The organism is Streptomyces sp. NPDC044704 (assembly GCF_056433525.1).
Genome location: NZ_JBWKGY010000007.1, coordinates 239,839 through 261,741, shown reverse-complemented (window position 1 = coordinate 261,741; position 21,903 = coordinate 239,839). Strand labels below are relative to the sequence as shown.

At 70.2% G+C, this 21,903-nt stretch carries 17 protein-coding genes, 5 tRNA genes and 1 pseudogene; 7 read left to right on the top strand and 16 right to left on the bottom strand.

Annotated elements, in window-relative coordinates:
- Nucleotides 1-56: 56 nt before the first annotated feature.
- The 3 genes from AC07B0_RS19965 to AC07B0_RS19955 are packed head-to-tail and all read right to left on the bottom strand — an operon-like array spanning nt 57 to nt 3,013.
- Nucleotides 57-1,214 (bottom strand): D-alanine--D-alanine ligase family protein, encoded by a 1,158-nt coding sequence (locus AC07B0_RS19965; RefSeq protein ID WP_356877906.1) that lies wholly within the window; start codon nt 1,212-1,214, stop codon nt 57-59.
- A 39-nt stretch (nt 1,215-1,253) separates the two neighbouring features.
- Nucleotides 1,254-2,264, bottom strand: a complete 1,011-nt coding sequence (locus AC07B0_RS19960) for an NAD(P)H-dependent glycerol-3-phosphate dehydrogenase (RefSeq protein ID WP_467297744.1) — start codon at nt 2,262-2,264, stop codon at nt 1,254-1,256.
- Entirely contained in the window at nt 2,261-3,013 is a 753-nt protein-coding gene (locus AC07B0_RS19955) for a lysophospholipid acyltransferase family protein (protein ID WP_469381058.1), read from the bottom strand. Before AC07B0_RS19955 ends, AC07B0_RS19960 begins: the two co-directional genes overlap by 4 nt.
- Before the next feature lie 165 nt (nt 3,014-3,178).
- Here AC07B0_RS19955 and cofC point away from each other — a divergent pair.
- Nucleotides 3,179-3,853 (top strand): annotated as a pseudogene (cofC, locus tag AC07B0_RS19950) (2-phospho-L-lactate guanylyltransferase); the annotation flags it as partial.
- A gap of 313 nt (nt 3,854-4,166) precedes the next feature.
- On the opposite strand, the gene AC07B0_RS19945 reads toward cofC, so the two are convergent.
- The 4 genes from AC07B0_RS19945 to leuC form a co-directional block, all read right to left on the bottom strand.
- Nucleotides 4,167-4,853, bottom strand: coding sequence for an HU family DNA-binding protein (locus AC07B0_RS19945; RefSeq protein ID WP_478898654.1), 687 nt, complete (start codon nt 4,851-4,853; stop codon nt 4,167-4,169).
- A gap of 144 nt (nt 4,854-4,997) precedes the next feature.
- Entirely contained in the window at nt 4,998-5,225 is a 228-nt protein-coding gene (locus AC07B0_RS19940; RefSeq protein ID WP_356877910.1) for an SCO5555 family protein, read from the bottom strand.
- 137 nt (nt 5,226-5,362) lie between these two features.
- Nucleotides 5,363-5,956: a 3-isopropylmalate dehydratase small subunit gene (gene leuD, locus AC07B0_RS19935; RefSeq protein WP_356877911.1), complete on the bottom strand. Its 594-nt coding sequence runs from the start codon at nt 5,954-5,956 to the stop codon at nt 5,363-5,365.
- 3 nt (nt 5,957-5,959) lie between these two features.
- Nucleotides 5,960-7,384, bottom strand: coding sequence for a 3-isopropylmalate dehydratase large subunit (gene leuC, locus AC07B0_RS19930; RefSeq protein ID WP_467297739.1), 1,425 nt, complete (start codon nt 7,382-7,384; stop codon nt 5,960-5,962).
- 184 nt (nt 7,385-7,568) lie between these two features.
- Between leuC and ndgR the strand changes: the two genes are divergently transcribed.
- Nucleotides 7,569-8,285, top strand: a complete 717-nt coding sequence (ndgR, locus tag AC07B0_RS19925; RefSeq protein WP_112450208.1) for an IclR family transcriptional regulator NdgR — start codon at nt 7,569-7,571, stop codon at nt 8,283-8,285.
- 168 nt (nt 8,286-8,453) lie between these two features.
- Here ndgR and AC07B0_RS19920 read toward each other — a convergent pair.
- From AC07B0_RS19920 to AC07B0_RS19880, 9 genes are all read right to left on the bottom strand, one after another.
- Nucleotides 8,454-8,526: transfer RNA gene (locus AC07B0_RS19920), tRNA-Glu, on the bottom strand.
- 14 nt (nt 8,527-8,540) lie between these two features.
- Nucleotides 8,541-8,612 (bottom strand) — tRNA-Gln (locus AC07B0_RS19915).
- Between the two features lie 27 nt (nt 8,613-8,639).
- Nucleotides 8,640-8,712, bottom strand: a tRNA-Glu gene (locus tag AC07B0_RS19910).
- A gap of 63 nt (nt 8,713-8,775) precedes the next feature.
- Nucleotides 8,776-8,848: transfer RNA gene (locus tag AC07B0_RS19905), tRNA-Glu, on the bottom strand.
- Nucleotides 8,849-8,875: 27 nt separating this feature from the next.
- Nucleotides 8,876-8,947, bottom strand: a tRNA-Gln gene (locus AC07B0_RS19900).
- Between the two features lie 85 nt (nt 8,948-9,032).
- Nucleotides 9,033-9,761, bottom strand: a complete 729-nt coding sequence (locus tag AC07B0_RS19895; protein WP_469381057.1) for an HAD family hydrolase — start codon at nt 9,759-9,761, stop codon at nt 9,033-9,035.
- Nucleotides 9,762-9,922: 161 nt separating this feature from the next.
- Nucleotides 9,923-11,398, bottom strand: a complete 1,476-nt coding sequence (gltX, locus tag AC07B0_RS19890) for a glutamate--tRNA ligase (RefSeq protein ID WP_356877914.1) — start codon at nt 11,396-11,398, stop codon at nt 9,923-9,925.
- Nucleotides 11,391-12,197 carry a fumarylacetoacetate hydrolase family protein gene (locus tag AC07B0_RS19885; RefSeq protein ID WP_356877915.1) on the bottom strand — a complete coding sequence of 269 codons (807 nt, stop codon included), beginning with the start codon at nt 12,195-12,197 and terminating at the stop codon, nt 11,391-11,393. Before AC07B0_RS19885 ends, gltX begins: the two co-directional genes overlap by 8 nt.
- A 97-nt stretch (nt 12,198-12,294) precedes the next feature.
- A complete protein-coding gene (locus tag AC07B0_RS19880; protein WP_356877916.1) occupies nt 12,295-12,480 on the bottom strand; it encodes a hypothetical protein in 186 nt (61 codons plus the stop codon).
- A gap of 578 nt (nt 12,481-13,058) precedes the next feature.
- On the opposite strand from AC07B0_RS19880, the gene AC07B0_RS19875 reads away from it, so the two are divergent.
- The 5 genes from AC07B0_RS19875 (at nt 13,059) to AC07B0_RS19855 (ending at nt 21,901) form a co-directional block, all read left to right on the top strand.
- Nucleotides 13,059-16,886 (top strand): sensor histidine kinase, encoded by a 3,828-nt coding sequence (locus tag AC07B0_RS19875; protein ID WP_478898653.1) that lies wholly within the window; start codon nt 13,059-13,061, stop codon nt 16,884-16,886.
- Nucleotides 16,887-16,895: 9 nt separating this feature from the next.
- Nucleotides 16,896-17,309, top strand: a complete 414-nt coding sequence (locus tag AC07B0_RS19870; RefSeq protein WP_008739864.1) for a roadblock/LC7 domain-containing protein — start codon at nt 16,896-16,898, stop codon at nt 17,307-17,309.
- A 153-nt stretch (nt 17,310-17,462) separates the two neighbouring features.
- Nucleotides 17,463-17,855, top strand: a complete 393-nt coding sequence (locus AC07B0_RS19865) for a DUF742 domain-containing protein (RefSeq protein ID WP_329442171.1) — start codon at nt 17,463-17,465, stop codon at nt 17,853-17,855.
- Entirely contained in the window at nt 17,836-18,420 is a 585-nt protein-coding gene (locus AC07B0_RS19860) for a GTP-binding protein (RefSeq protein WP_266573764.1), read from the top strand. The genes AC07B0_RS19865 and AC07B0_RS19860 overlap by 20 nt, the downstream gene beginning before the upstream one ends.
- 292 nt (nt 18,421-18,712) lie before the next feature.
- Nucleotides 18,713-21,901 carry a sensor histidine kinase gene (locus AC07B0_RS19855; RefSeq protein ID WP_356877918.1) on the top strand — a complete coding sequence of 1,063 codons (3,189 nt, stop codon included), beginning with the start codon at nt 18,713-18,715 and terminating at the stop codon, nt 21,899-21,901.
- Nucleotides 21,902-21,903 lie beyond the last annotated feature (2 nt).

The following is a 21,903-nucleotide window of genomic DNA, read 5'->3' as shown; positions in this document are numbered from 1 at the left end:
GCCGGCCGTGCTGGTGAGCGCGGGCCGGCGGGCGGTCGGCTGTCCGGGTTCCTCGGCTAGCGCAGTCCGGTGGAGCGGCGCAGCGCCGCCTGGATGAGCAGGTCCACCAGCTCCTGGTACTCGATGCCGGCCTCCTGCCACATGCGCGGGTACATGGAGATCGGGGTGAAGCCCGGCATCGTGTTGATCTCGTTGATGACGAACTCGCCGTCCTCCGTGAGGAAGAAGTCGGCGCGCACCAGACCCTCGCAGGACGCGGCCTCGAAGGCCTCGATCGCGAGCTTCTGCACCTCGGCGGTCTGCTCCGGGGTGAGCGGGGCGGGCACGATCCCGGAGGCGGAGTCGATGTACTTCGCCTCGAAGTCGTAGAAGTCGTGGCTGGAGACCGGCGGGATCTCGGCGGGCGCGCTGGCGCGCGGGCCATCCTCGAACTCCAGGACCCCGCACTCGATCTCGCGGCCGCGCAGCAGCGCCTCCACGATGATCTTCGGGTCGTGGCGGCGGGCCTCGTGGATCGCGGCGTCCAGTCCGGCGGCGTCGTCGACCTTGGTGATGCCGATGGAGGAGCCGGCGCGGGCGGGCTTCACGAACAGCGGCCAGCCGTGCTCGGCGGCGAAGTCCAGGACCTTCGCCCGGGCTGCGTCCCGGTCGGCTTCCCACTCGCGGGGGCGGACGGTCACGTACGGGCCGACGTTCAGCCCGAAGGACGTGAACACCCGCTTCATGTAGTCCTTGTCCTGGCCGACGGCCGAGGCGAGGACGCCCGAGCCGACGTACGGGATCCCGGACAGCTCCAGGAGGCCCTGCAGGGTGCCGTCCTCGCCGTACGGGCCGTGCAGGACGGGGAAGACGACGTCGACCTCGCCCAGCGCCTTGGGGACGGCGCCCGGCTCGGTGTAGACGACCTCGCGGCTGGCGGGGTCGACGGAGAGCACGACGCTGCCGTCGGCGGAGCCGGCGAGCGACTCCACGCTCGGCAGCTCGCGGTCCGCGATGGCCATGCGCTCGGGCTCGTCGGCGGTCAGCGCCCACCGGCCGTCCGTGGTGATGCCGATGGGCAGCACCTCGTACTTGGCGCGGTCGATGGAGCGCAGTACGGCGCCCGCCGTGACGACCGAGATGGCGTGTTCCGAGCTGCGGCCGCCGAACACGACGGCCACGCGGGGCTTGCGGCCCTGCTGCTCAGGGGTCTGGGGGAGGTTCTCGCTGCTCATATCGCCACGAGAGTACCCGCTCAGACGTCCGGAAAGGAGTCAGCGGCGTTCCGGTTTGGCGCTGCGTCCCATGAGTTCCTTCAGGGCGACCAGCGTGGGCTTGCCGTGGTGGACGATGTCGACCACGGTGTCCGTGATCGGCATGTCCACTCCGTACCGCTGCGCCAGATCCGCCACGGACTGGCAGGACTTGACCCCCTCGGCGGTCTGCTTGGTGACCGCGATGGTCTCCTCCAGGGTCATCCCGCGGCCCAGGTTGGTGCCGAAGGTGTGGTTCCGGGAGAGCGGCGAGGAGCAGGTGGCGACGAGGTCGCCGAGCCCGGCGAGACCGGAGAAGGTCAGCGGGTCGGCGCCCATGGCCAGGCCCAGGCGGGTGGCCTCGGCGAGTCCGCGGGTGATGAGCGAGCCCTTGGTGTTGTCGCCCAGTCCCATGCCGTCCGCGATGCCCACGGCGAGGCCGATGACGTTCTTGACGGCGCCGCCGAGCTCGCAGCCGATGACGTCGGTGCTCGTGTACGGGCGGAAGTACGGGGTGTGGCAGGCGGCCTGGAGGCGCTGCGCCACGGCCTCGTCGACGCAGGCGACGACCGAGGCGGCGGGCTGCCGGGCGACGATCTCGCGGGCCAGGTTGGGTCCGGTGACGACGGCGACCCGCTCGGAGGGGACCTTGGCCACCTCCTCGATGACCTCGCTCATCCGCTTGGCGGTGCCGAGTTCGATGCCCTTCATCAGGGAGACGAGGACGGCGTCGGCGGGCAGCAGCGGGGCCCAGGCGGCGAGGTTGCCGCGCAGGGTCTGCGAGGGGATCGCGAGGACCGCGAAGTCGGCGCCGCGGGCGGCCTCGGCGGCGTCGGTGGTGGCCCGCAGGTTCGCGGGCAGTTCCACGCCGGGGAAGTAGTCGGGGTTGGTCCGGCCGTTGTTGACGGCGTCGGCCAGCTCCTGGCGGCGGCCCCACAGGGTCACCTCGCAGCCGGCGTCGGCGAGCACCATGCCGAAGGCCGTGCCCCACGAGCCGGTTCCGAAGACGGCCGCCTTCACAGGACGTGTCACTTGTTGCCCTCCCCCGCGGCGTTGCGCCGCTGCTGCGCCCTGGCCTTGCGGTGGTCGTACGGCTGCGCGGGGGCGGTCTCGCCGCGCAGTTCCTCCAGGAGCTTGGTGATGTCGGCCATGATGGCCTCGGTGGCGCCCTTGAGGACCTCCGGAGTGGGTTCCCGGTCGTAGAAGGCCGAGAGGTCCACGGGCGGTCCGGCGAGGACCTGGAGGGTCTTGCGCGGGAACAGCCGGACCTTGTTCTCCTTGGCATAGGGCGGCATCGCGAGATTCGCGCCCCATTGGGCCACCGGAATGACGGGGGCCTTGGTGATCAGCGCGACCCTGGCCGCACCGCTCTTGCCGGCCATCGGCCACATCTCGGGGTCTCGGGTGAGGGTGCCTTCCGGGTAAAAGGCCACGCATTCACCGCGCTCGATGGCGTCCACGGCGGCCCGGAATGCGTCCAGGGCGTTCGTGGTCTCCCGGTAGACGGGGATCTGGCCGGAGCCGCGGAGGATCATGCCGACGAAAGGCACCTTGAAGAGTCCGGCCTTGGCGAGCAATCGGGGCACCCGGCCGGTGTTGTACTGGAAGTGCGCGTAGGAGAGCGGGTCCAGATACGAGTTGTGATTGACGGCGGTGATAAACCCGCCGTCGGCCGGAATGTGATCCATTCCCCGCCAGTCCCGCTTGAACAGCACTACCAGCGGCGGTTTCGCGATGACCGCCGCCAGGCGGTACCAGAAGCCGATTCTGCGGCGGGACACTCGGACACCTTCCTCTAGGACCGGTGCGCGGCGTGGGCACCTCGTCGGCCGGACAAGTGTCGCCCCAGGTCCGGTCTCTGTCGAGGACACCGTACGCCCCGCTCGCACCACCCGGCCCCCCTGCGGTCGGTCGGGGGCGACAATGGGCCGACTGATGACCAGGCCATGACCTGCCGATGGCCCTGGCGGGTGCGGAAATGCGCCGGAGGGAAGGAGTCCGCCACGAACGCCGTGTGGAGTCTGGTGGTCCCGCTGAAACCCTTGGCGCTGGCCAAGAGCCGCCTCGCCGCGGCCGTCGGCGCATCCCGTCCGGGGCTCGCGCTGGCCTTCGCCCAGGACACCGTCGCAGGGGCTCTGGCCTGCACGGCGGTCGCGGATGTGGTGGTCGTCACGGACGACTCCCTGGCGAGTGCGGAACTGGCCAGGCTGGGCGCGCGGGTCCTGCCGGACGCCCCCGGCGCCGGGCTCAACGCGGCCCTGGCGCACGGCGCCGGGGCGGTGCGCAGGGGGCGCCCCGGTGCCCGGGTGGCGGCGATGAACGCGGATCTGCCCGCACTGCGGCCACCGGAATTGCTACGCGTGCTCGATAACGCTTCGGTATTTCCCAGGGCATTCCTGGCGGATGCGGCGGGAATCGGGACGACCTTGCTTTCCGCTGCTCCGGACGTCGAATTGGCACCCTCGTTCGGCGGTTCCTCCCGGGCCCGGCATTCGGCGTCGGGGGCGGTGGAAATCGCCCTGGCGGACGTGGAGAGCGTGCGCCGCGACGTGGACACCGCCGCCGATCTGCGCAGGGCCCTCACCCTCGGCGTGGGGCGTCACACCGCCCGATACAGTGCCCGTATGCAGGCGACCGCGTACACGTACGACTCCCAGACCCGCAGCGGCAGCGTGCTGCTCGACGACGGCACCCCGGTGCCCTTCGCGGCTCCGGCCTTCGACGCGGGCGGCCTGCGGCTGCTGCGGCCCGGACAGCGGGTGCGGATCGAGACGGACGGCGAGGGCGCGGCCCTGCGCATCACGCTGATCACCCTGCAGACCTTCTGACCCTCCGGTCCCGCAACGGCTTCGGCACCCTTGTGACCTGCGGGAAAGCACCGCGGGCCGACTTCCCCCAGCAGGGGAAACCGGCCCGGCGTGTGTGACTCGTGCCCTACTTCTTGCGAGCGGTGGTCTTCTTCGCGGTGGTCTTGCGGGCGGTCGCCTTCTTGGTGGCGGGCGCCGTGGTCTTCGCGGTGGCCTTCTTGGCCGCGGGAGCGGTCTTCTTGGCGGTGGTCTTCTTCGCCGCCGCCGTCGTCGACTTCACGGCCGCCTTCTTCGCGGTCGCCGTGGTCTTCTTGGCCGTGGCGGTGGCCTTCTTCGCCGTGGCGGTGGCCTTCTTCGCCGTGGCGGTCGTCTTCTTCGCCGCCGCCGTGGTCTTCTTCGCGACCGTGGTCTTCGCCGCCGCCTTCTTCGCGGTGGTGGCCTTCTTGGCCGCGGCCTTCTTGACCGTCGCCGAGGCTCCGCCGCTCAGGCTGCCCTTGGGCGCCTTCTTCACGGACACCTCGCCGCCCTTGGGCAGCTTCTTGGTGCCGCTGACCAGGTCCTTGAAGCCCTGGCCCGCGCGGAAGCGGGGAACCGAGGTCTTCTTGACCCGGACGCGCTCACCCGTCTGCGGGTTGCGGGCGTAGCGGGCCGGCCGGTCGACCTTCTCGAACGAGCCGAAGCCCGTGACCGAGACCCGGTCGCCCGCGACGACCGCGCGGACGATCGCGTCGAGTACCGCGTCGACAGCGTCCGCGGCCTGCTGGCGGCCGCCAACCTTGTCGGCAATCGCTTCTACGAGCTGCGCCTTGTTCACGTCTTCCCCTTCGGAGACTTCGCCAGAACGAATGTGTTCAAGCTTATTTCGCACGTTAGGCGGATATATACCGCAAATCAAACACGAAACGGGCTAATCACCCTAGTGCCGCAACGATGTAGGCCGTTACGGAGTTCCTTCGCATCAGTCGCCTTCAGGGAATCGACCCTCGTCGAGGTCCTTCATCAACCTGTCCAGGCGCCTTGCCGCGTCGGCGAGATCGTGCTTCGCCGAGGCGGTGACGACCAACAGCTTCCGGGACAGCGCCATCCTTACGCCCTCCGGGACTTGCAGTGTGCGCACCCTTGTGTGTGCTTCTTTCAGCCGGTCCGCGACGAGTTCGTAGAGCTCCAGTTGACTGTCGCGTTCCATGCACAGATTGTGCCATCTGGGGCGAGTTGTCGCCTCACGGGGCCTCAACATACAGCTGTGCCCCCCGCCGGAAGGCGGGGGGCACAGTGTTGTCGAGGTGATCACCCGTGGGTGAATAAGCGCTGATCAGGCTGGAATCAGGCCTGAATCGTGCGCGGCTTGAAGGCCGGGCGGGTGCTTTCGTACGTGTCGATGTCCGCTTCGTTCTGAAGGGTGAGCGAGATGTCGTCCAGCCCCTCCAGGAGACGCCAGCGGGCGTTGTCGTCGAGTTCGAACTCCGCCTCGACGCCAGCGGCTCGGACCTTGCGGTCGACCAGGTCGACGGTCACCTCGGCGGTGGGGTCGGCCTCGGTCAGCTCCCACAGCCGGTCGACGGTCTCCTGCGGCAGGACGACGGTCAGCAGACCGTTCTTCAGCGAGTTGCCGCGGAAGATGTCGGCGAAGCGGGAGGAGATGACCGTCTTGAAGCCGAAGTTCTGCAGGGCCCAGACGGCGTGCTCGCGCGAGGAGCCTGTGCCGAAGTCGGGGCCCGCGATCAGCACGGTCGCGCCGGCGCGCTCCGGGCGGTTCGTGACGAACTCCGGGTCCTTGCGCCAGGCCTCGAAGAGCCCGTCCTCGAAGCCGTCGCGGGTGATCTTCTTCAGCCAGTGGGCCGGGATGATCTGGTCGGTGTCGACGTTGCTGCGCCGCAGCGGAACGGCCCGGCCGGTGTGGGTGGTGAAGGCTTCCATGGTTCAGACTCCGGCGGTCGCGTCGGCGGCGGACAGGTCGGCGGGCGAGGCCAGGTGGCCCAGTACCGCGGTGGCGGCGGCCACCTGCGGGGAGACCAGGTGGGTGCGTCCGCCCTTGCCCTGCCGGCCCTCGAAGTTGCGGTTGGAGGTGGACGCGGAGCGCTCACCGGGGGCCAACTGGTCGGGGTTCATGCCCAGACACATCGAGCAGCCCGCGTGCCGCCATTCGGCGCCGGCCTCCTTGAAGACCTTGTCCAGACCCTCCTCCACGGCCTGGAGCGCGACCCGGACGGAGCCGGGGACGACCAGCATCCGTACGCCGTCCGCGACTTTGCGGCCCTCGACGATCCCGGCGACGGCACGCAGGTCCTCGATGCGGCCGTTGGTGCAGGAACCTACGAAGACGGTGTCGACCTTGATGTCCCGCAGCGGCTGGCCGGCGGTCAACCCCATGTACTCCAGGGCCTTTTCGGCGGCGTGGCGCTCCGAAGCGTCCTCGTACGAAGCCGGGTCGGGGACGTTGGCCGACAGCGGCGCGCCCTGGCCCGGGTTGGTGCCCCAGGTGACGAACGGGGACAGCGTGGTGCCGTCGATGACGACCTCGGCGTCGAAGACGGCGTCGTCGTCGGTGCGCAGGGTCTTCCAGTACGCGACGGCCGCGTCCCAGTCCTCGCCGACGGGGGCGTGGTCGCGTCCCTGGAGGTAGTCGAAGGTGGTCCGGTCGGGGGCGATCATGCCCGCGCGGGCACCGGCCTCGATCGACATGTTGCAGATGGTCATGCGGGCTTCCATCGACAGCTTCTCGATGGCCTCGCCGCGGTACTCCAGGATGTAGCCCTGGCCGCCGCCGGTGCCGATCTTGGCGATGATCGCCAGGATGAGGTCCTTGGCGGTGACGCCCTCGGCCAGCGCGCCGGTGACGGTGATGGCCATGGTCTTCGGGCGGGCCAGCGGCAGCGTCTGGGTGGCCAGCACGTGCTCGACCTGGCTGGTGCCGATGCCGAAGGCCAGCGCGCCGAAGGCGCCGTGCGTGGAGGTGTGCGAGTCGCCGCAGACCACGGTGGTGCCCGGCTGGGTCAGACCCAGCTGAGGGCCCACGACGTGGACGACGCCCTGCTCGACGTCGCCCAGCGAGTGCAGGCGTACGCCGAACTCGGCGCAGTTCTTGCGCAGCGTCTCCAGCTGGGCCCGGGAGACCGGGTCCGCGATCGGCTTGTCGATGTCGATGGTGGGGGTGTTGTGGTCCTCGGTCGCGATGGTGAGGTCGAGGCGTCGGACTTTGCGGCCGGCCTGGCGCAGACCGTCGAAGGCCTGCGGGCTGGTCACCTCGTGCAGCAGGTGCAGATCGATGAAGAGGAGGTCGGGCTCGCCTTCGGCGCGCCGGACGACGTGGTCGTCCCAGACCTTCTCCGCGAGTGTCCTACCCATCGCTTTCCCTCCGGCCGGCCGGTTGTGCCGGCGCTTCATAGAGATCTGGTGCGCCTGATCGCCCGCACCCCCCGTGCGGATCGACGGCTCGGACCCAGTGGTTCGTGGACCCGCACATACAGACTCGCTTGTTCTTGGAAAAATTGAACTTGCGTTTCACAGTGTGAGACGTGAATATCGTTTCATGGACAACTCTAGCGGCGTCGGCGTTCTCGACAAGGCAGCTCTGGTACTGAGCGCACTGGAGTCCGGTCCGGCCACCCTCGCCGGGCTGGTCGCGGCGACAGGGCTCGCACGACCCACGGCACATCGCCTTGCCGTGGCACTGGAACACCACCGGATGGTGGCGAGGGACATGCAGGGCCGGTTCATCCTCGGTCCGCGGCTGGCAGAGCTTGCCGCCGCGGCCGGCGAGGACCGACTGCTGGCAACGGCCGGACCGGTGCTCACGCACCTCCGTGACGTGACGGGCGAGAGCGCGCAGCTCTACCGGCGTCAGGGCGACATGCGCATCTGCGTGGCAGCGGCCGAGCGGCTGTCGGGCCTGCGGGACACCGTCCCGGTGGGCTCGACCCTGCCCATGAAGGCGGGCTCGGCCGCGCAGATCCTGATGGCCTGGGAGGAGCCCGAGCGGCTCCACCGCGGCCTTCAGGGCGCGCGCTTCACGGCCACGGCCCTGTCCGGCGTACGGCGCCGGGGCTGGGCCCAGTCGATCGGCGAGCGGGAGCCCGGCGTGGCCTCCGTCTCCGCGCCGGTGCGCGGGCCGTCGAACCGCGTGGTGGCCTCCGTGTCGGTCTCCGGCCCGATCGAGCGCCTGACCCGCCACCCGGGCCGGATGCACGCCCAGGCCGTCATCGACGCGGCCGCCCGTCTGACGGAGGCCCTGCGCCGCTCCAGCTGACCCGCCCCGCTTCACCACACCCCCGGGTCCGGGGGCGCGTACGACGCCGCACACGTCCGAACTCGCGCCTCCGGGCCCTTACTTACACCCCGCTCCGGTAGCCGGGGGAACGCTCCGGGAACGGCGAAGAGGCCCTCCGCGATGATCGCGGAGGGCCTCTTCGATGCGTACCCCCGACCGGATTCGAACCGGCGCTACCGCCTTGAGAGGGCGGCGTGCTAGGCCGCTACACAACGGGGGCTAGCTGGTGTTGCGCTGGGCTACCAGGACTCGAACCTAGAATAAGGGAACCAGAAACCCTCGTGTTGCCAATTACACTATAGCCCATAGTGGTCTAGACCTCGCTAGACGTAGTACCCCCGACCGGATTCGAACCGGCGCTACCGCCTTGAGAGGGCGGCGTGCTAGGCCGCTACACAACGGGGGCCCTAGCGATCCTGCATCAAGACGTCCGGGAGCTACCCAATGGAGATCTTGCGGGAAGGATCTGTACCCCCGACCGGATTCGAACCGGCGCTACCGCCTTGAGAGGGCGGCGTGCTAGGCCGCTACACAACGGGGGCAAAGCACTGCGTTACTACTGCACTGCGCTGGGCTACCAGGACTCGAACCTAGAATAAGGGAACCAGAAACCCTCGTGTTGCCAATTACACTATAGCCCACCAAAACTCAAGCCCCTGGGGGACTTTCGTTCGGTTAGCGCCTCCGTCCGGCCTTCCGGCCCGCTCGGGCGGCGCAGAAAGAACATTACCGGATGCCTGACCGTGCTCCAAAACGGGTATCCCCGGCCAGCACTCCGGGGAGGAGGGCGAGCCCGGTGATGTGGTGGACGCCGTCGGGTGCCGGGCCGCGCGTGCCGTCGCGGTCGAGCCAGACGGCCGTGAGGCCCGCGTCGCGGGCGCCCCGGGCGTCGATCTCGGGCTGGTCGCCCACGTACGCCACGTCGGCGGGCCGCAGGCCCAGGGCCTCGCAGGCGCCGAGGAAGGCGGCCGCCTCCGGTTTGCTGACACCGAGTTCGGCGGCGCAGACCAGCACCTCGAAGCGCTCGCGCAGCCCGAGGTGGCGCAGCTTGGGGTCCTGGTTGGCCACGGAGGAGTTGGAGAGCACGCCGTGCCGGTAGGTGCCGGCCAGGGTGTCCAGTACGGGCACGACGTCCGGGAAGAGCGCCCAGGCGGCCTTGTAGTGGGCCACGTAGCGGTCGAACCAGACGTCGGCCTCCCCGGCCGTCATCGCGGGCTCCCCGAGGAAGTCCCGGACGCGGTCCTGCCGCTGGCCCTGGAAGGTGACCTCGCCGGCGGAGAAGCGCTCCCAGTGCCGTTCGGTGAGGCGCCGCCACAGGGCGAGGGCCTCGGTGGGGGTTCCGTAGCGCTCCCCCAGCCCTTCCTGGGCGAGGTGGCGTCCGAATCCGGCGGTGTCGGCACCCGTGTAGTCGAAGAGGGTGTCGTCGATGTCCCACAGCACGGCGCGGATCGGCATGCGGCCGAGCCTACGCCGGGGCGCTGCGCGGCGGGGGCACGACGGGGAAGTCGGTCACGGAACAGGTGGCCCCGCCCGCCGCGTCACGGGCGGCAGGGTGCGGGGCCAACGCCGCGGGGGCGGCAGCCGGATCGGCTGCCGCCCCCGCGGGGTGGTGCGGGTCAGGCCGCGAGCTTGGCGAGGGTCGCGTCGATGCGGGCCAGCGAGCGCTCCTTGCCCAGGATCTCCAGGGACTCGAAGAGCGGCAGGCCGACGGTGCGGCCGGTCACGGCGACGCGGACCGGGGCCTGGGCCTTGCCGAGCTTGAGGCCGTGGGCCTCGCCGGCGGTCAGGACGGCCTGCTTGAGGGACTCCGGGTCCGACCAGTCGGCGGCGGCCAGGTTCTCGCGGGCCGTCGTCAGCAGGGCCGCGGGCTCGCCCTTCATGGCCTTGTCCCAGGACGCCTGGTCCTCGACGGGCTCCTGGCGGAAGAGGAAGTCCACGTTCGCGGTGATGTCCGACAGGACGGTGACGCGGGTCTGGGCGTGCGGGGCGATGCGGGCCCAGGCCTCGGTGTCGAAGTCCTCGGGCGCCCAGTTGGCGTGCGGGGCCGTGAGCCAGGGGGCGCAGGCGTCCGCGAAGGCCTTCGGGTCGAGGCGGCGGATGTGGTCGGCGTTGATCGCCTCGGCCTTCTTGAGGTCGAAGCGGGCCGGGTTGGCGTTGACGTCCGGAATGTCGAACTTCGCCACCATCTCCTCGATCGAGAAGATGTCCTGGTCCTTGGAGAAGGACCAGCCGAGGAGCGAGAGGTAGTTCAGCAGGCCCTCGGGGAGGAAGCCGCGCTCGCGGTACAGGTTGAGCGAGGACTCGGGGTCGCGCTTGGAGAGCTTCTTGTTGCCCTCGCCCATGACGTACGGCAGGTGGCCGAACTCCGGGACGCCCTTGGCGACGCCCAGCTCGATCAGCGCCCGGTACAGGGCGATCTGGCGGGGGGTGGAGGACAGCAGGTCCTCGCCGCGCAGGACGTGCGTGATCTCCATCAGCGCGTCGTCGACCGGGTTGACCAGGGTGTACAGCGGGGCGCCGTTGGCCCGGACGATGCCGAAGTCCGGCACGTTCTCCGGGGTGACCGAGATCTCGCCGCGGACCAGGTCCGTGAAGGTGATGGTCTCGTCGGGCATCCGGAAGCGGACGATCGAGGCGCGGCCCTCGGCCTCGTACGCCGCCTTCTGCCCGTCGGTGAGGTCGCGGCAGTGGCCGTCGTAGCCCGAGGGCTTGCCGGCCGCGCGGGCGGCGTCGCGGCGCTGGTCGAGCTCCTCGGTGGTGCAGTAGCAGGCGTAGGCGTAGCCGCCGTCCTGGAGCTTCTTCGCGACGTCCGCGTAGATGTCCATGCGCTGGGACTGGCGGTACGGGGCGTGCGGGCCGCCGACCTCGGGGCCCTCGTCCCAGGTGAAGCCGAGCCAGCGCAGCGAGTCGAGCAGCTGGACGTACGACTCCTCGGAGTCGCGGGCCGCGTCGGTGTCCTCGATGCGGAAGACGAACGTACCGCCGTGGTGGCGCGCGAACGCCCAGTTGAAGAGGGCGGTGCGGACCAGGCCCACGTGGGGGTTGCCGGTCGGGGAGGGACAGAAACGTACGCGGACAGGTCCGTTAACCACGCTTGATCACCTTGTTGGTGAGAGTGCCGATGCCTTCGATGGTGACGGCGACCTCGTCGCCGACGTTGAGGGGGCCGACTCCGGCCGGGGTCCCCGTGAGGATGACGTCGCCCGGGAGCAGCGTCATGGCCTCGCTGATGTGCACGATGAGGTCCTCGATGGAGCGGACCATGTCGCTGGTGCGGCCGAGCTGGCGCTGTTCGCCGTTGACGGTGCACTGGACGGTCAGGTCGCTCGGGTCGAGGTCGGTCTCGATCCAGGGGCCGAGGGGGCAGGAGCTGTCGAAGCCCTTGGCCCGGGCCCACTGCTTCTCCCGCTGCTGGACGTCGCGGGCGGTGACGTCGTTGGCGCAGGTGTAACCGAGGATCACGTCCTTGACGCGCTCCTTCGGGACCTCGCGGCACATGCGGCCGATGACCACGGCGAGTTCCGCCTCGTGGTGGAGGTCCTGGGAGAAGGAGGGGTACGCGATCGGGTCGCCCGGGCCGACCACCGAGGTGGAGGGCTTGAAGAAGACGATCGGGGCTTCCGGACGACCTTGGTCGTCGACGATGGAGTGGCCCAGCTCCGCCGCGTGCTCCGCGTAGTTGCGGCCCACGGCCACGACCTTGTTCGGGAGCACGGGCGGGAGCAGCCGGACCTTGCTCAGCGGGACCTTCGTGCCGGAGAGCTCGAAGTCCGCGAAGGGGATGCCCTTGATGATGTCGAGGACGAGCTCGCTTCCGGCGCCGGGGGCGGCATCGCCCTCGACCGCGCCGAAGGCGACATTGCCGTCGATCGAGAACCTGGCGATGCGCACGTGTTGCGTCTGCCCCTCTGTATTTCCGCTGGCTGGAGTCTGCGGACTCCAGGCTAACGCGGTGGGCGGGGGCGTTCGGCGCTCCGTGCCCGGGCGGCTACTGCGCGGCGGCGACCGGGGCGTCCATCAGGACGGTGCGGCGGGGGTTCGCGGTCTGGGCCGGCAGCTCGACGGAGTGCTCCGGGGTGGCCGGGGCCGCCTGCAGGTCCTCGGCGTCCTTCAGGTGCGCCAGGGTGGTGCGGCGGGGGTTGGCTATGTTGCGGAACATCATCGTCGTCTTCATCGGAGTCTGGGGCCCTCGGCTCGGTCGTGGGTGATGGTTGTCGGATGCGCCGACCTCGGCGCCAACCCTTCAATGGGCAAGGCTAAACATCTGAATCCCCGGCCGAACCGGGAAGTAATGGCCACGACCGTGTGAGTTTGCTCACCAATCACCGGACATTCACGGCAATTCGGGCTACCCATTCCGGTTATCGAAACGGACATTGCGTCACTGAATGAGCTATTCCGCTCCTGATCATCAGGACTGGGACACCTTGCCAGGCGCAAGCTTTGATTGGCGTAAGTCCGATTCATCCCGGTAGCGGATCCACATCGCGTAGTGCACCTGTCACAAGCCGTGACCGGCTCGCCGGGGCGACACACGCACCTTGTTGGAGGTCCCCCTCTGTGCTGGAATTCGCGGGACCGCCGCGGGAATCAGCCGGCGCGCAGGTGGCGCGAGACAGCGCCGAGCGCGGCGGCACGGAGAGGGAGACGCGCCGGTCACCGACGACCACCATGGGGCCGTCAGTGCCCCAAGACTCGACACCGCCCCACCGGTCACCCGGCGGGGCGCCTGGTCCAGAGGTTGCGACGCTAGTGCAGGGACGATTCAAGAGGGATGGCAGCGCTGCGGCGGAGCAGGAGCCGCGCGGCGGGACCGACCGTGGCTCCTCGCCCCAGCACGCCCAGAACCGCGGGCCGGCTGTCGAAGGAGGGGCCCCCAACGCCTCCGCCTCGGTGAAGGCGAAGGGCCGTGGCAAGTCGGGTAACCCCGCCAAGTCCGGCAAGGCCGCCAAGCCCGGCAAGGCCAAGGGCAAGAACGAGGCGCCCGAGCCGGCGGCCGAGGCGATACCGAAGGCCCCCAGTGGGCCCGGTTCCCGTCTCGGCATGCAGAACTGGCGCATCAGCACGCGACTGGTGTCGCTGCTGACCCTGCCGGTCGTCGCCGCCACCACGCTCGGTGGCTTCCGCATCAACGACTCGATGAACGACATCTCGCAGCTGGAGCACATGCAGCTGCTGACGACGATGACCCGGCAGGCCACCAACCTGGCCGCCATGCTCCAGGAGGAGCGGGACAAGTCGGCCGGTCCCATGTCGATCGTCAAGGACGGCAAGACCAACAGCCTCGTCCAGGGTGTCCGCGAGCAGACCAACGCCGCCGCCGAAGCCTTCACCGCCGCGACCGACAAGATCGACAGCGCGGAGGACAAGGACGAGACCCTCAAGTCGATCCGCAACAACATCCTGCAGATCGGCCGCCAGCTCACCGGCATCGAGGACATCCGCAAAAAGGCGTACATGAACGGCGCCCAGCAGACGGTCACCGAGTACAACGCGCTGATCGTCTCGCTGCTCTCCCTCTCGCAGGACATGGCCCAGGCCACCTCCAGCCCCGAGATGATCAAGCGCACCCGTGCCCTGGCGGCCTTCTCCTCCGCCAAGGAGTACGCCTCCATCCAGCGCGCGATCATCGCCGCCTCGCTCCCCGAGAGCGGCGACAAGCCGGGCAAGCTGGAGGAGAACGACCGTCTCTACGCGCTCTCCGCTCTCCGCGGCGAGAGCCAGTCGAAGAAGACCTTCGAACTCGTCTACCAGGGCAAGCCCGAGGAGCTCCTCGCGGCGCTCGGCGACGGCAACACGGAGATCGGCAGCGCCGACCACTACGCCCGCCGCGTGCTCAGCACCCAGGGGCAGTTCGGCAAGGAGAAGAACCGGTCCTGGATGGACTGGTACGACGCCGACGACACCAAGCTCCAGGCGATGAAGGTCATCGAGCTGACCCTGCTCGAGGACATGGAGCAGAAGGCCCGCGAGCTCAAGAACGAGTCGCAGCAGGACGCCATCATCAACGGTGCCCTGATCCTCATCGTCCTCGGTGTCTCCCTCGTCGGCGCCTTCGTCATGGCCCGGTCGATGATCCGCTCGCTGCGCCGCCTTCAGGACACCGCGACGCGCGTCGCCCAGGACCGTCTGCCCGAGCTCGTCAAGCAGCTCTCCGAGTCGGACCCGCAGGACGTGGACACCTCCGTGGAGTCCGTCGGTCTGCACACCCGCGACGAGATCGGCCAGGTGGCCGCGGCCTTCGACGACGTGCACCGCGAGGCCGTCCGCCTCGCCGCCGAGCAGGCCCTCCTCCGGGGCAACGTCAACGCGATGTTCACCAACCTCTCGCGCCGTTCGCAGGGCCTCATCCAGCGTCAGCTCTCGCTCATCTCCGAGCTGGAGTCGCGCGAGGCCGACCCGGACCAGCTGTCCTCGCTCTTCAAGCTCGACCACCTCGCGACCCGCATGCGCCGTAACGGCGAAAACCTCCTCGTCCTCGCGGGCGAGGAGCCGGGCCGCCGGTGGACCCGCCCCGTCCCGCTCGTCGACGTGCTCCGCGCCGCGGCGTCCGAGGTGGAGCAGTACGAGCGCATCGAACTCTCGTCGGTGCCCGGCACCGACGTCGCCGGCCGCGTCGTCAACGACCTCGTGCACCTCCTCGCCGAGCTGCTGGAGAACGCCACCTCGTTCTCCTCGCCGCAGACCAAGGTCAAGGTCACCGGGCACGCGCTGCCCGACGGCCGCGTCCTCGTCGAGATCCACGACACCGGCATCGGCCTCTCCCCCGAGGACCTCGCCGCGATCAACGAGCGGCTCGCGTCGCCGCCGACCGTGGACGTCTCCGTCTCCCGCCGCATGGGCCTGTTCGTGGTCGGCCGCCTGTCCCTGCGACACGGCATCCGCATCCAGCTGCGCCCCTCCGACTCGGGCGGTACGACGGCCCTCGTCATGCTGCCGGTGGACGTCGCCCAGGGCGGCAAGAAGCCGGCTCCGATGCCGGGTCAGGGCGGTCCGGGGGCCCAGGGCGGTCCCGCCGGCCCCGGTGGCCAGGCTTCCGTTCCCGGTGCGGCCGCGCGTCCCCCCGTGGGCGGCGGTCCGCAGCGCGGGCAGGTCGCCGGTGGCGCGCAGCGCCCCGCACTGCCCGGTCAGGGCGGTGGGCCGGGTGGCCCCGGTCAGCAGCAGCGTCCCCAGGGCCCGGGTCAGGGTCAGGGCCCGCAGGGCGGCCGCCCGCAGCAGGGCGGTCCATCGGCTCCGACCGGTCAGGGCCAGGGCGCCTTCGGCAGCGGTGCTCCGCTGCCGGCGCGCGGCCAGTCCGGCGGCCCGCAGGCCCGTCCGGCGGCCACGCCGCAGGGGTCCGGTCCCGCCGGCTTCCCGCAGGGCAACGGCTTCGAGCGGCCGCAGCCGCCGCTGCCCCAGCAGGGGCAGCAGGGGCAGCAGGGGCAGTACCAGCAGGGACAGCAGGGCCAGCAGCAGTCGCCGCAGCAGGGCCAGCAGCAGCAGTCGGGCGGCCAGCAGCAGCCCGCCGCCCCGGTCCAGCGCAAGCGGCCGCAGCTGCCGCCGCGCGGCGGCGCGCCCCGTCCGGAGCTTCCGGGCGCGGGCGGTTCGCCGACCGGGATCCCGCAGGGCGCCAGCTGGGGCGCCGGCCAGGGCGGCCACGAGGTCCCGCGCGGCCACGACGAGCTCTCGGGCCCCGGCTCGACGGCCGAGTTCGCCCGTCCGGACTACAACGCCCCGTACCCGCAGGCCACCGGCGGCAACCCGGCGAACAGCACGACCGGCCAGTTCGAGCGCCCCGACGTACGGGGTCCGCTGGACCCGTCCGCCACGGGCCAGTTCGAGCGCCCGCAGCTGGGCGGCCCGCTGGATCCGGCCCAGACCGGCCAGTTCGCCCGGCCGGCCGCGCCCCAGCCGCACGCACAGGCACCGCGGAGCGGCGGCCCGGGGGTCGGCGGCTACGGCCAGCAGCCCCAGCAGGAGCAGCAGCCCGGCGGTTACGCTCCGGCGCCCGTTCCGGCTCCGCGTCCCGACGCGCCGCGGCTGCCCCAGGCCCACCAGCCCGAGGCCCTGCCGCCGGCGCCCGCGCAGCCCTCGGGCGAGGCCCGCAGCCCGATCTTCGACACGCTGGAGTCGAACTGGTTCCGCGAGGAGGGCGAGCAGCCCCCCGCGCAGGCACCTGCCGTACCCCAGCAGCCTCAGCAGCACCAGCAGCGTCCGCAGCAGCAGCAGGCGCAGCGCGGCCAGGAGCTCGCCGCCGCCGAGCCCGCCGCCGCGGTGACCGGCAGCACGCCGACGGTCAGCTGGCGCTCCTCCCCCAACGACGAGCTGATGCGACAGGCCGAACGCGTCCGTCAGCCCGCCGCCGGAGGGATCACGACGTCGGGGCTGCCCCGCCGGGTACCGCGGGCGAACCTCGTGGCCGGCACCGCGCAGCAGCAGGCCGAAGCCCAGGCGGGCCCGCAGGTATCGCGTGCTCCGGACGACGTCCGCGGCCGTCTCACCAACCTCCGACGCGGTATCCAGCAGGGGCGCCAGGCCGGCACCACCGGCCCCGCGACCGGCAGTTACCACATCGACCCCACTTACCAGCAGGAGCGATAGTTGAGTTCGATGAGCCAGGCGGCACAGAACCTGAACTGGTTGATCACCAACTTCGTGGACAACACCCCTGGGGTGTCCCACACGGTGGTGGTTTCCGCCGACGGACTCCTTCTGGCCATGTCCGAAGGATTCCCCCGTGACCGCGCCGACCAGCTGGCGGCCGTGGCCTCCGGTCTGACGTCGCTGACCGCCGGCGCCTCCCGCATCTTCGAGGGCGGCGCCGTCAACCAGACCGTCGTCGAGATGGACCGGGGATTCCTCTTCCTCATGTCCGTCTCTGACGGATCCTCGCTGGCCGTGCTCGCGCACCCCGAGTGCGACATCGGCCTCGTGGGCTACGAAATGGCCCTCCTCGTGGACCGCGCGGGCAGCGTCCTCACCCCGGACCTGCGCGCCGAGCTTCAGGGAAGCCTGCTCATCTGACCTCACCCCTCCCGGCCGGACGGTACTTCCGGCCGGGAGACCGGGACCCCACCCCCGGTACCCAGTACCCCCGCCAGGCCGTCATCACGTCTCCCCCCACCGGCCGCCCCGTCAGACGGCACGCTGACCACTGCTGTCCAGCCCGGAGGATCAATGACCCCGCCCCCCGCCTATCCCGATGCGTACGGAGACTCGTACTCGGAAGGCGACCAGCCGCTGGTACGTCCGTACGCGATGACCGGTGGCCGGACCCGTCCGCGCTACCAGCTCGCCATCGAGGCGCTGGTCAGCACCACGGCCGATCCGATGCACCTCTCCAGCCTGCTGCCGGAGCACCAGCGCATCTGCACGCTCTGCCGTGAGGTGAAGTCGGTCGCGGAGGTCTCCGCACTGCTGTCGATGCCGCTCGGTGTCGCCCGGATCCTCGTCGCCGACCTGGCGGAGGCCGGAATGGTGGCCATCCACCAGCCGGGCAATGGAGAGGCCGGCGGAACGCCGGATGTAACGCTGCTCGAGAGGGTTCTCAGTGGACTTCGCAAGCTCTGACGGCGGAGCGGCTCCTCGCTCCACCACCTCCGCGAAGATCGTGGTCGCGGGCGGCTTCGGCGTGGGCAAGACCACGTTCGTCGGCGCGGTCTCCGAGATCAACCCGCTGCGCACCGAGGCCGTGATGACGTCCGCCAGCGCGGGCATCGACGACCTCACCCACACCGGTGACAAGACGACCACCACGGTCGCCATGGACTTCGGCCGCATCACCCTGGACCAGGACCTGATCCTGTACCTCTTCGGTACCCCCGGCCAGGACCGCTTCTGGTTCATGTGGGACGACCTCGTCCGCGGCGCCATCGGTGCCATCGTGCTGGTCGACACGCGGCGGCTGGCGGACTGCTTCCCGGCCGTGGACTACTTCGAGAACAGCGGGCTGCCGTTCGTCGTGGCCCTCAACGGCTTCGAGGGACACCAGCCCTACACGCCGGAGGAAGTCCGCGAGGCCCTGCAGATCGGCCCGGACGCCCCCATCATCACCACCGACGCCCGCCACCGCGCGGACGCCAAGAGCGCGCTCATCACGCTCGTCGAGCACGCGCTGATGGCGCGGCTCAAGTAGCACGGTTCCCAAGGCCGTACGCGGGGGCGGGCTGTGTCATACGACACGGCCCGCCCCCTTCGTTCATAACGTTTCGACAGAGAATTACCGCCGCCCGGACACGGGGTGCGTTCGCCCGGTGCCGCTGCGCGCACAACTGGCCCCGCTTTTGCCGCAGGTCGCTCTTTATGTCCGGTTTATGTGGGCCGTAAGGCTCTGGGAATGGTCGTTTTCAACTGTTTGGAACACTGCCGTCAACCGTGCTGGAATTCAACGAACTAGCTAGTAGCACCGCCGAGAGGTTGTTGGTCGAGTGAGGCGAAGCAACTCGAGCCCCGCGGATGAACCCGCGCGCGGCAACTTCACCCCGCCGCCACGCGCGGCCACGTCATCCGTCGACGTACCCGTGGACCCACCCACGGCCGGCGGCAGCACCAGCAAGTTCTCGCCGCGCAACTGGCGCGTGCCGACCCGTCTGAACGCCATCCTCCTCGTGCCCGTCCTCGTCGGACTGGTCATGGGCGGATTCCAGGTCAAGGGTTCCGTAGACACCTGGAACGAGGCGAAGGACGCCGAGAAGACCGCGCGCATCGTCCAGGCGGCGGCCGAGTACGGCCAGGCCCTCCTCAACGAGCGCGACCTGACCGCCGAACCCCTCCTCAAGGGCGAGCGCAGCAGCGACGCCGTGGCGAAGTCGTACGCCGCCACCGACGCGGCGAAGGCCAAGTTCGCCCAGGCCGCGAAGGACCTGCCCGCGAAGCAGGGCCTGGAGCGCCGCCTGGAGCTCTTCCGTCAGGAGGAGCCGAAGCTGGAGCAGGTCCGCAAGACGGCCTACGCCGTTCCCGAGTCGGCCAAGAAGAACCTCCCGGCCTCGGCGGGCCCCATCCCGACCGAAGAGGGGTACGTGCTGGTCCAGCACTACCTCATGCAGTTCTCGAACGAACTCGGCCTGGGCACCGGCAACGTCACCAGCTACGGCCGCATGGTCTACGCGATCGAGCTGGCGAAGGCCGCGAACTCCCTCCAGCGTTCCGTCGGCACGCACCTGCTGGTGCGTCCGAACGAGAACGAGGAGATCCGCAAGGCCCAGCTCGTCGCCTTCTCCTCCTACGCCTACCTCGAAGAGATCGCCATCGGCGAGTACGTCGCCGCCGGCACCGACGAGGACACGAACCGGCTCAAGGAGGTCATGGGCAAGAAGTCCCAGGAGGGGGCGGCCAAGCTCGCGCAGGCCAAGCAGGCCGCCGAGCAGTCCGGCGCCGTCTTCAAGGCTCCGCCCGTGGTCAACGGCTCCCCGCTCACCGGTATGACCGAGGCGATAGCCAGCGGCGCGAAGAACACGAAGCTGGCGCAGGACGGCACGACGCCGGCCGCCTGGCAGGCCGCCGCCACCGCCAAGTTCGACGGCTACGCGGAGATCGAGAAGGAACTCCTCGACAAGGCCGTCAACGACGCCGTCGCGGTTTCCGACGAGTCCCGCGGCGACGCCATCCTGACCGGCGCGATCGTGGTCGTGGCCCTGCTCGCCGCCTTCATCCTGGCCGGCATGATGGCCCGCCAGATGGGCCGCGCGATGCGCCGCCTGCGCAGCTCGGCCTTCGACATCGCCGAGCAGCGCCTGCCGATGCTCGTCGACCAGCTCTCGCGGACCGACCCCGGCAAGGTGGACACCCGGGTCGAGCCGATTCCGATCACTTCCCAGGACGAGATCGGCGAGGTCGCCCGCGCCTTCGACCAGGTCCACCGGGAAGCGGTCCGGCTCGCCGCCGAGCAGGCGCTCCTGCGAGGGAACGTCAACGCGATCTTCACGAACCTCTCCATGCGCAACCAGTCGCTGATCGAGGGCCAGCTGACCCTCATCACCGACCTGGAGAACAACGAGGCCGACCCGGACCAGCTGGAGAACCTCTTCCGCCTGGACCACCTGGCCACCCGTATGCGCCGCAACGGCGAGAACCTGCTCATCCTCGCGGGTGAGAACCCGGGCCGCCGCTGGGACCAGCCGGTCCCCCTCGTCGACGTCCTGCGCGCCGCCTCCTCCGAGGTGGAGCAGTACGAGCGCATCGAGCTCTCCGGCGTCTCCGAGGCCGAGATCCACGGCCAGGCCGTGACCGACCTCGTGCACCTGCTCGCCGAGCTGCTGGAGAACGCCACCACGTTCTCCTCCCCGCAGACCAAGGTCCGCGTCAACGCCACGCGTCTGCCCGACGGCCGCGTGATGGTCGAGATCCACGACAAGGGCATCGGCCTCACCGCCGAGGACTTCGCGGACATCAACCACAAGCTGGCCAACCCGCCGACCGTGGACGCCGCGATCTCGCAGCGCATGGGTCTGTTCGTGGTCGGCCGGCTGGCGGACCGCCACAGCATCCGCGTCCAGCTGCGCCCCTCGGGCGAGGCCGCGGGCACCACCTCGCTGGTGATGCTCCCCGACGCCATCACCCACGGTGGCGGCGGCGAGGGCATACCGGACGACGACTTCACGGTCTCCTCGATCATCCCGGAGCAGAAGACCCAGCAGGCCGCCCCGCTGCGGACGGCCGCCGAACTCGGGTTCGACGACTCCGCCTACGACCGCCAGGGCGACCGGAACGCCGAAGTCCAGCCCGCCGACCCGGTCGTGCGGTCCCTGGGCCGCGAGGAGCGCAGGGCCGCCCTGGAGGCTCAGGTCGGCTACCCGCAGGCGCAGCCCGAGTACCCCGCGCAGGACTATCCGGAACCTCAACCGGAACACGGCTACCAGCCGTACCAGGGCTATGAGGAGCCGTCCGCGCAGGGCTACGAGAACTCCTACGAAGCCGCGCCGCAGCAGTCGGGCTACGAGTCGTACCCGGACCAGGGCTACGCCTATCCGGAAGTCGGCTACCAGAACCCGCAGCAGCCCGCTCCCTCGTACGAGGGTGGCTACGAGGAGCAGGCCCAGCCTTCCGAGTGGCCCGAGCAGAACACCTATTCGGGCGCCTACCAGCAGAATTACGGGACCGAATCGGAATCCCAGGCCGCTCCCGAACCGGCTCGGGACCGCGTAGGCTTCGACCGTCCGGGCGCCGCTGCCGACACCGGTCACGAGATGACCGGAGCGGGCCTGCCGCGACGCGGCAGCCAGCAGCAGTGGCAGCCGGCACAGCAGGAAGCGGAGTCCACCGGATCTCTCTTCGAGCAGCGGCCGCAGCGTCAGCAGCAGCCCGCCGAACCGAAGCGGGCGACGGCGGATGCGGAAGGCCCCGAGGCCTGGCGCTCGACGAACGACGAGCGCTGGCAGCAGGCCGGCAAACTCCGTGAGCCGAAGGCGGGCGGGGTCACCCCGTCCGGTCTCCCTCGGCGGGTGCCCAAGGCCAACCTGGTCGAGGGCGCTGCGGAGACGACCCCGCAGGGCGGCCCCCAGGTCTCCCGCGCACCGGAGGACGTCCGCGGCAGGTTGAGCAACCTGCGGCGCGGTGTCCAGCAGGGACGCAGCGCGGGATCCGAGCAGTCAAGTAACAGCTATGACCAGGAGCGTTAGTG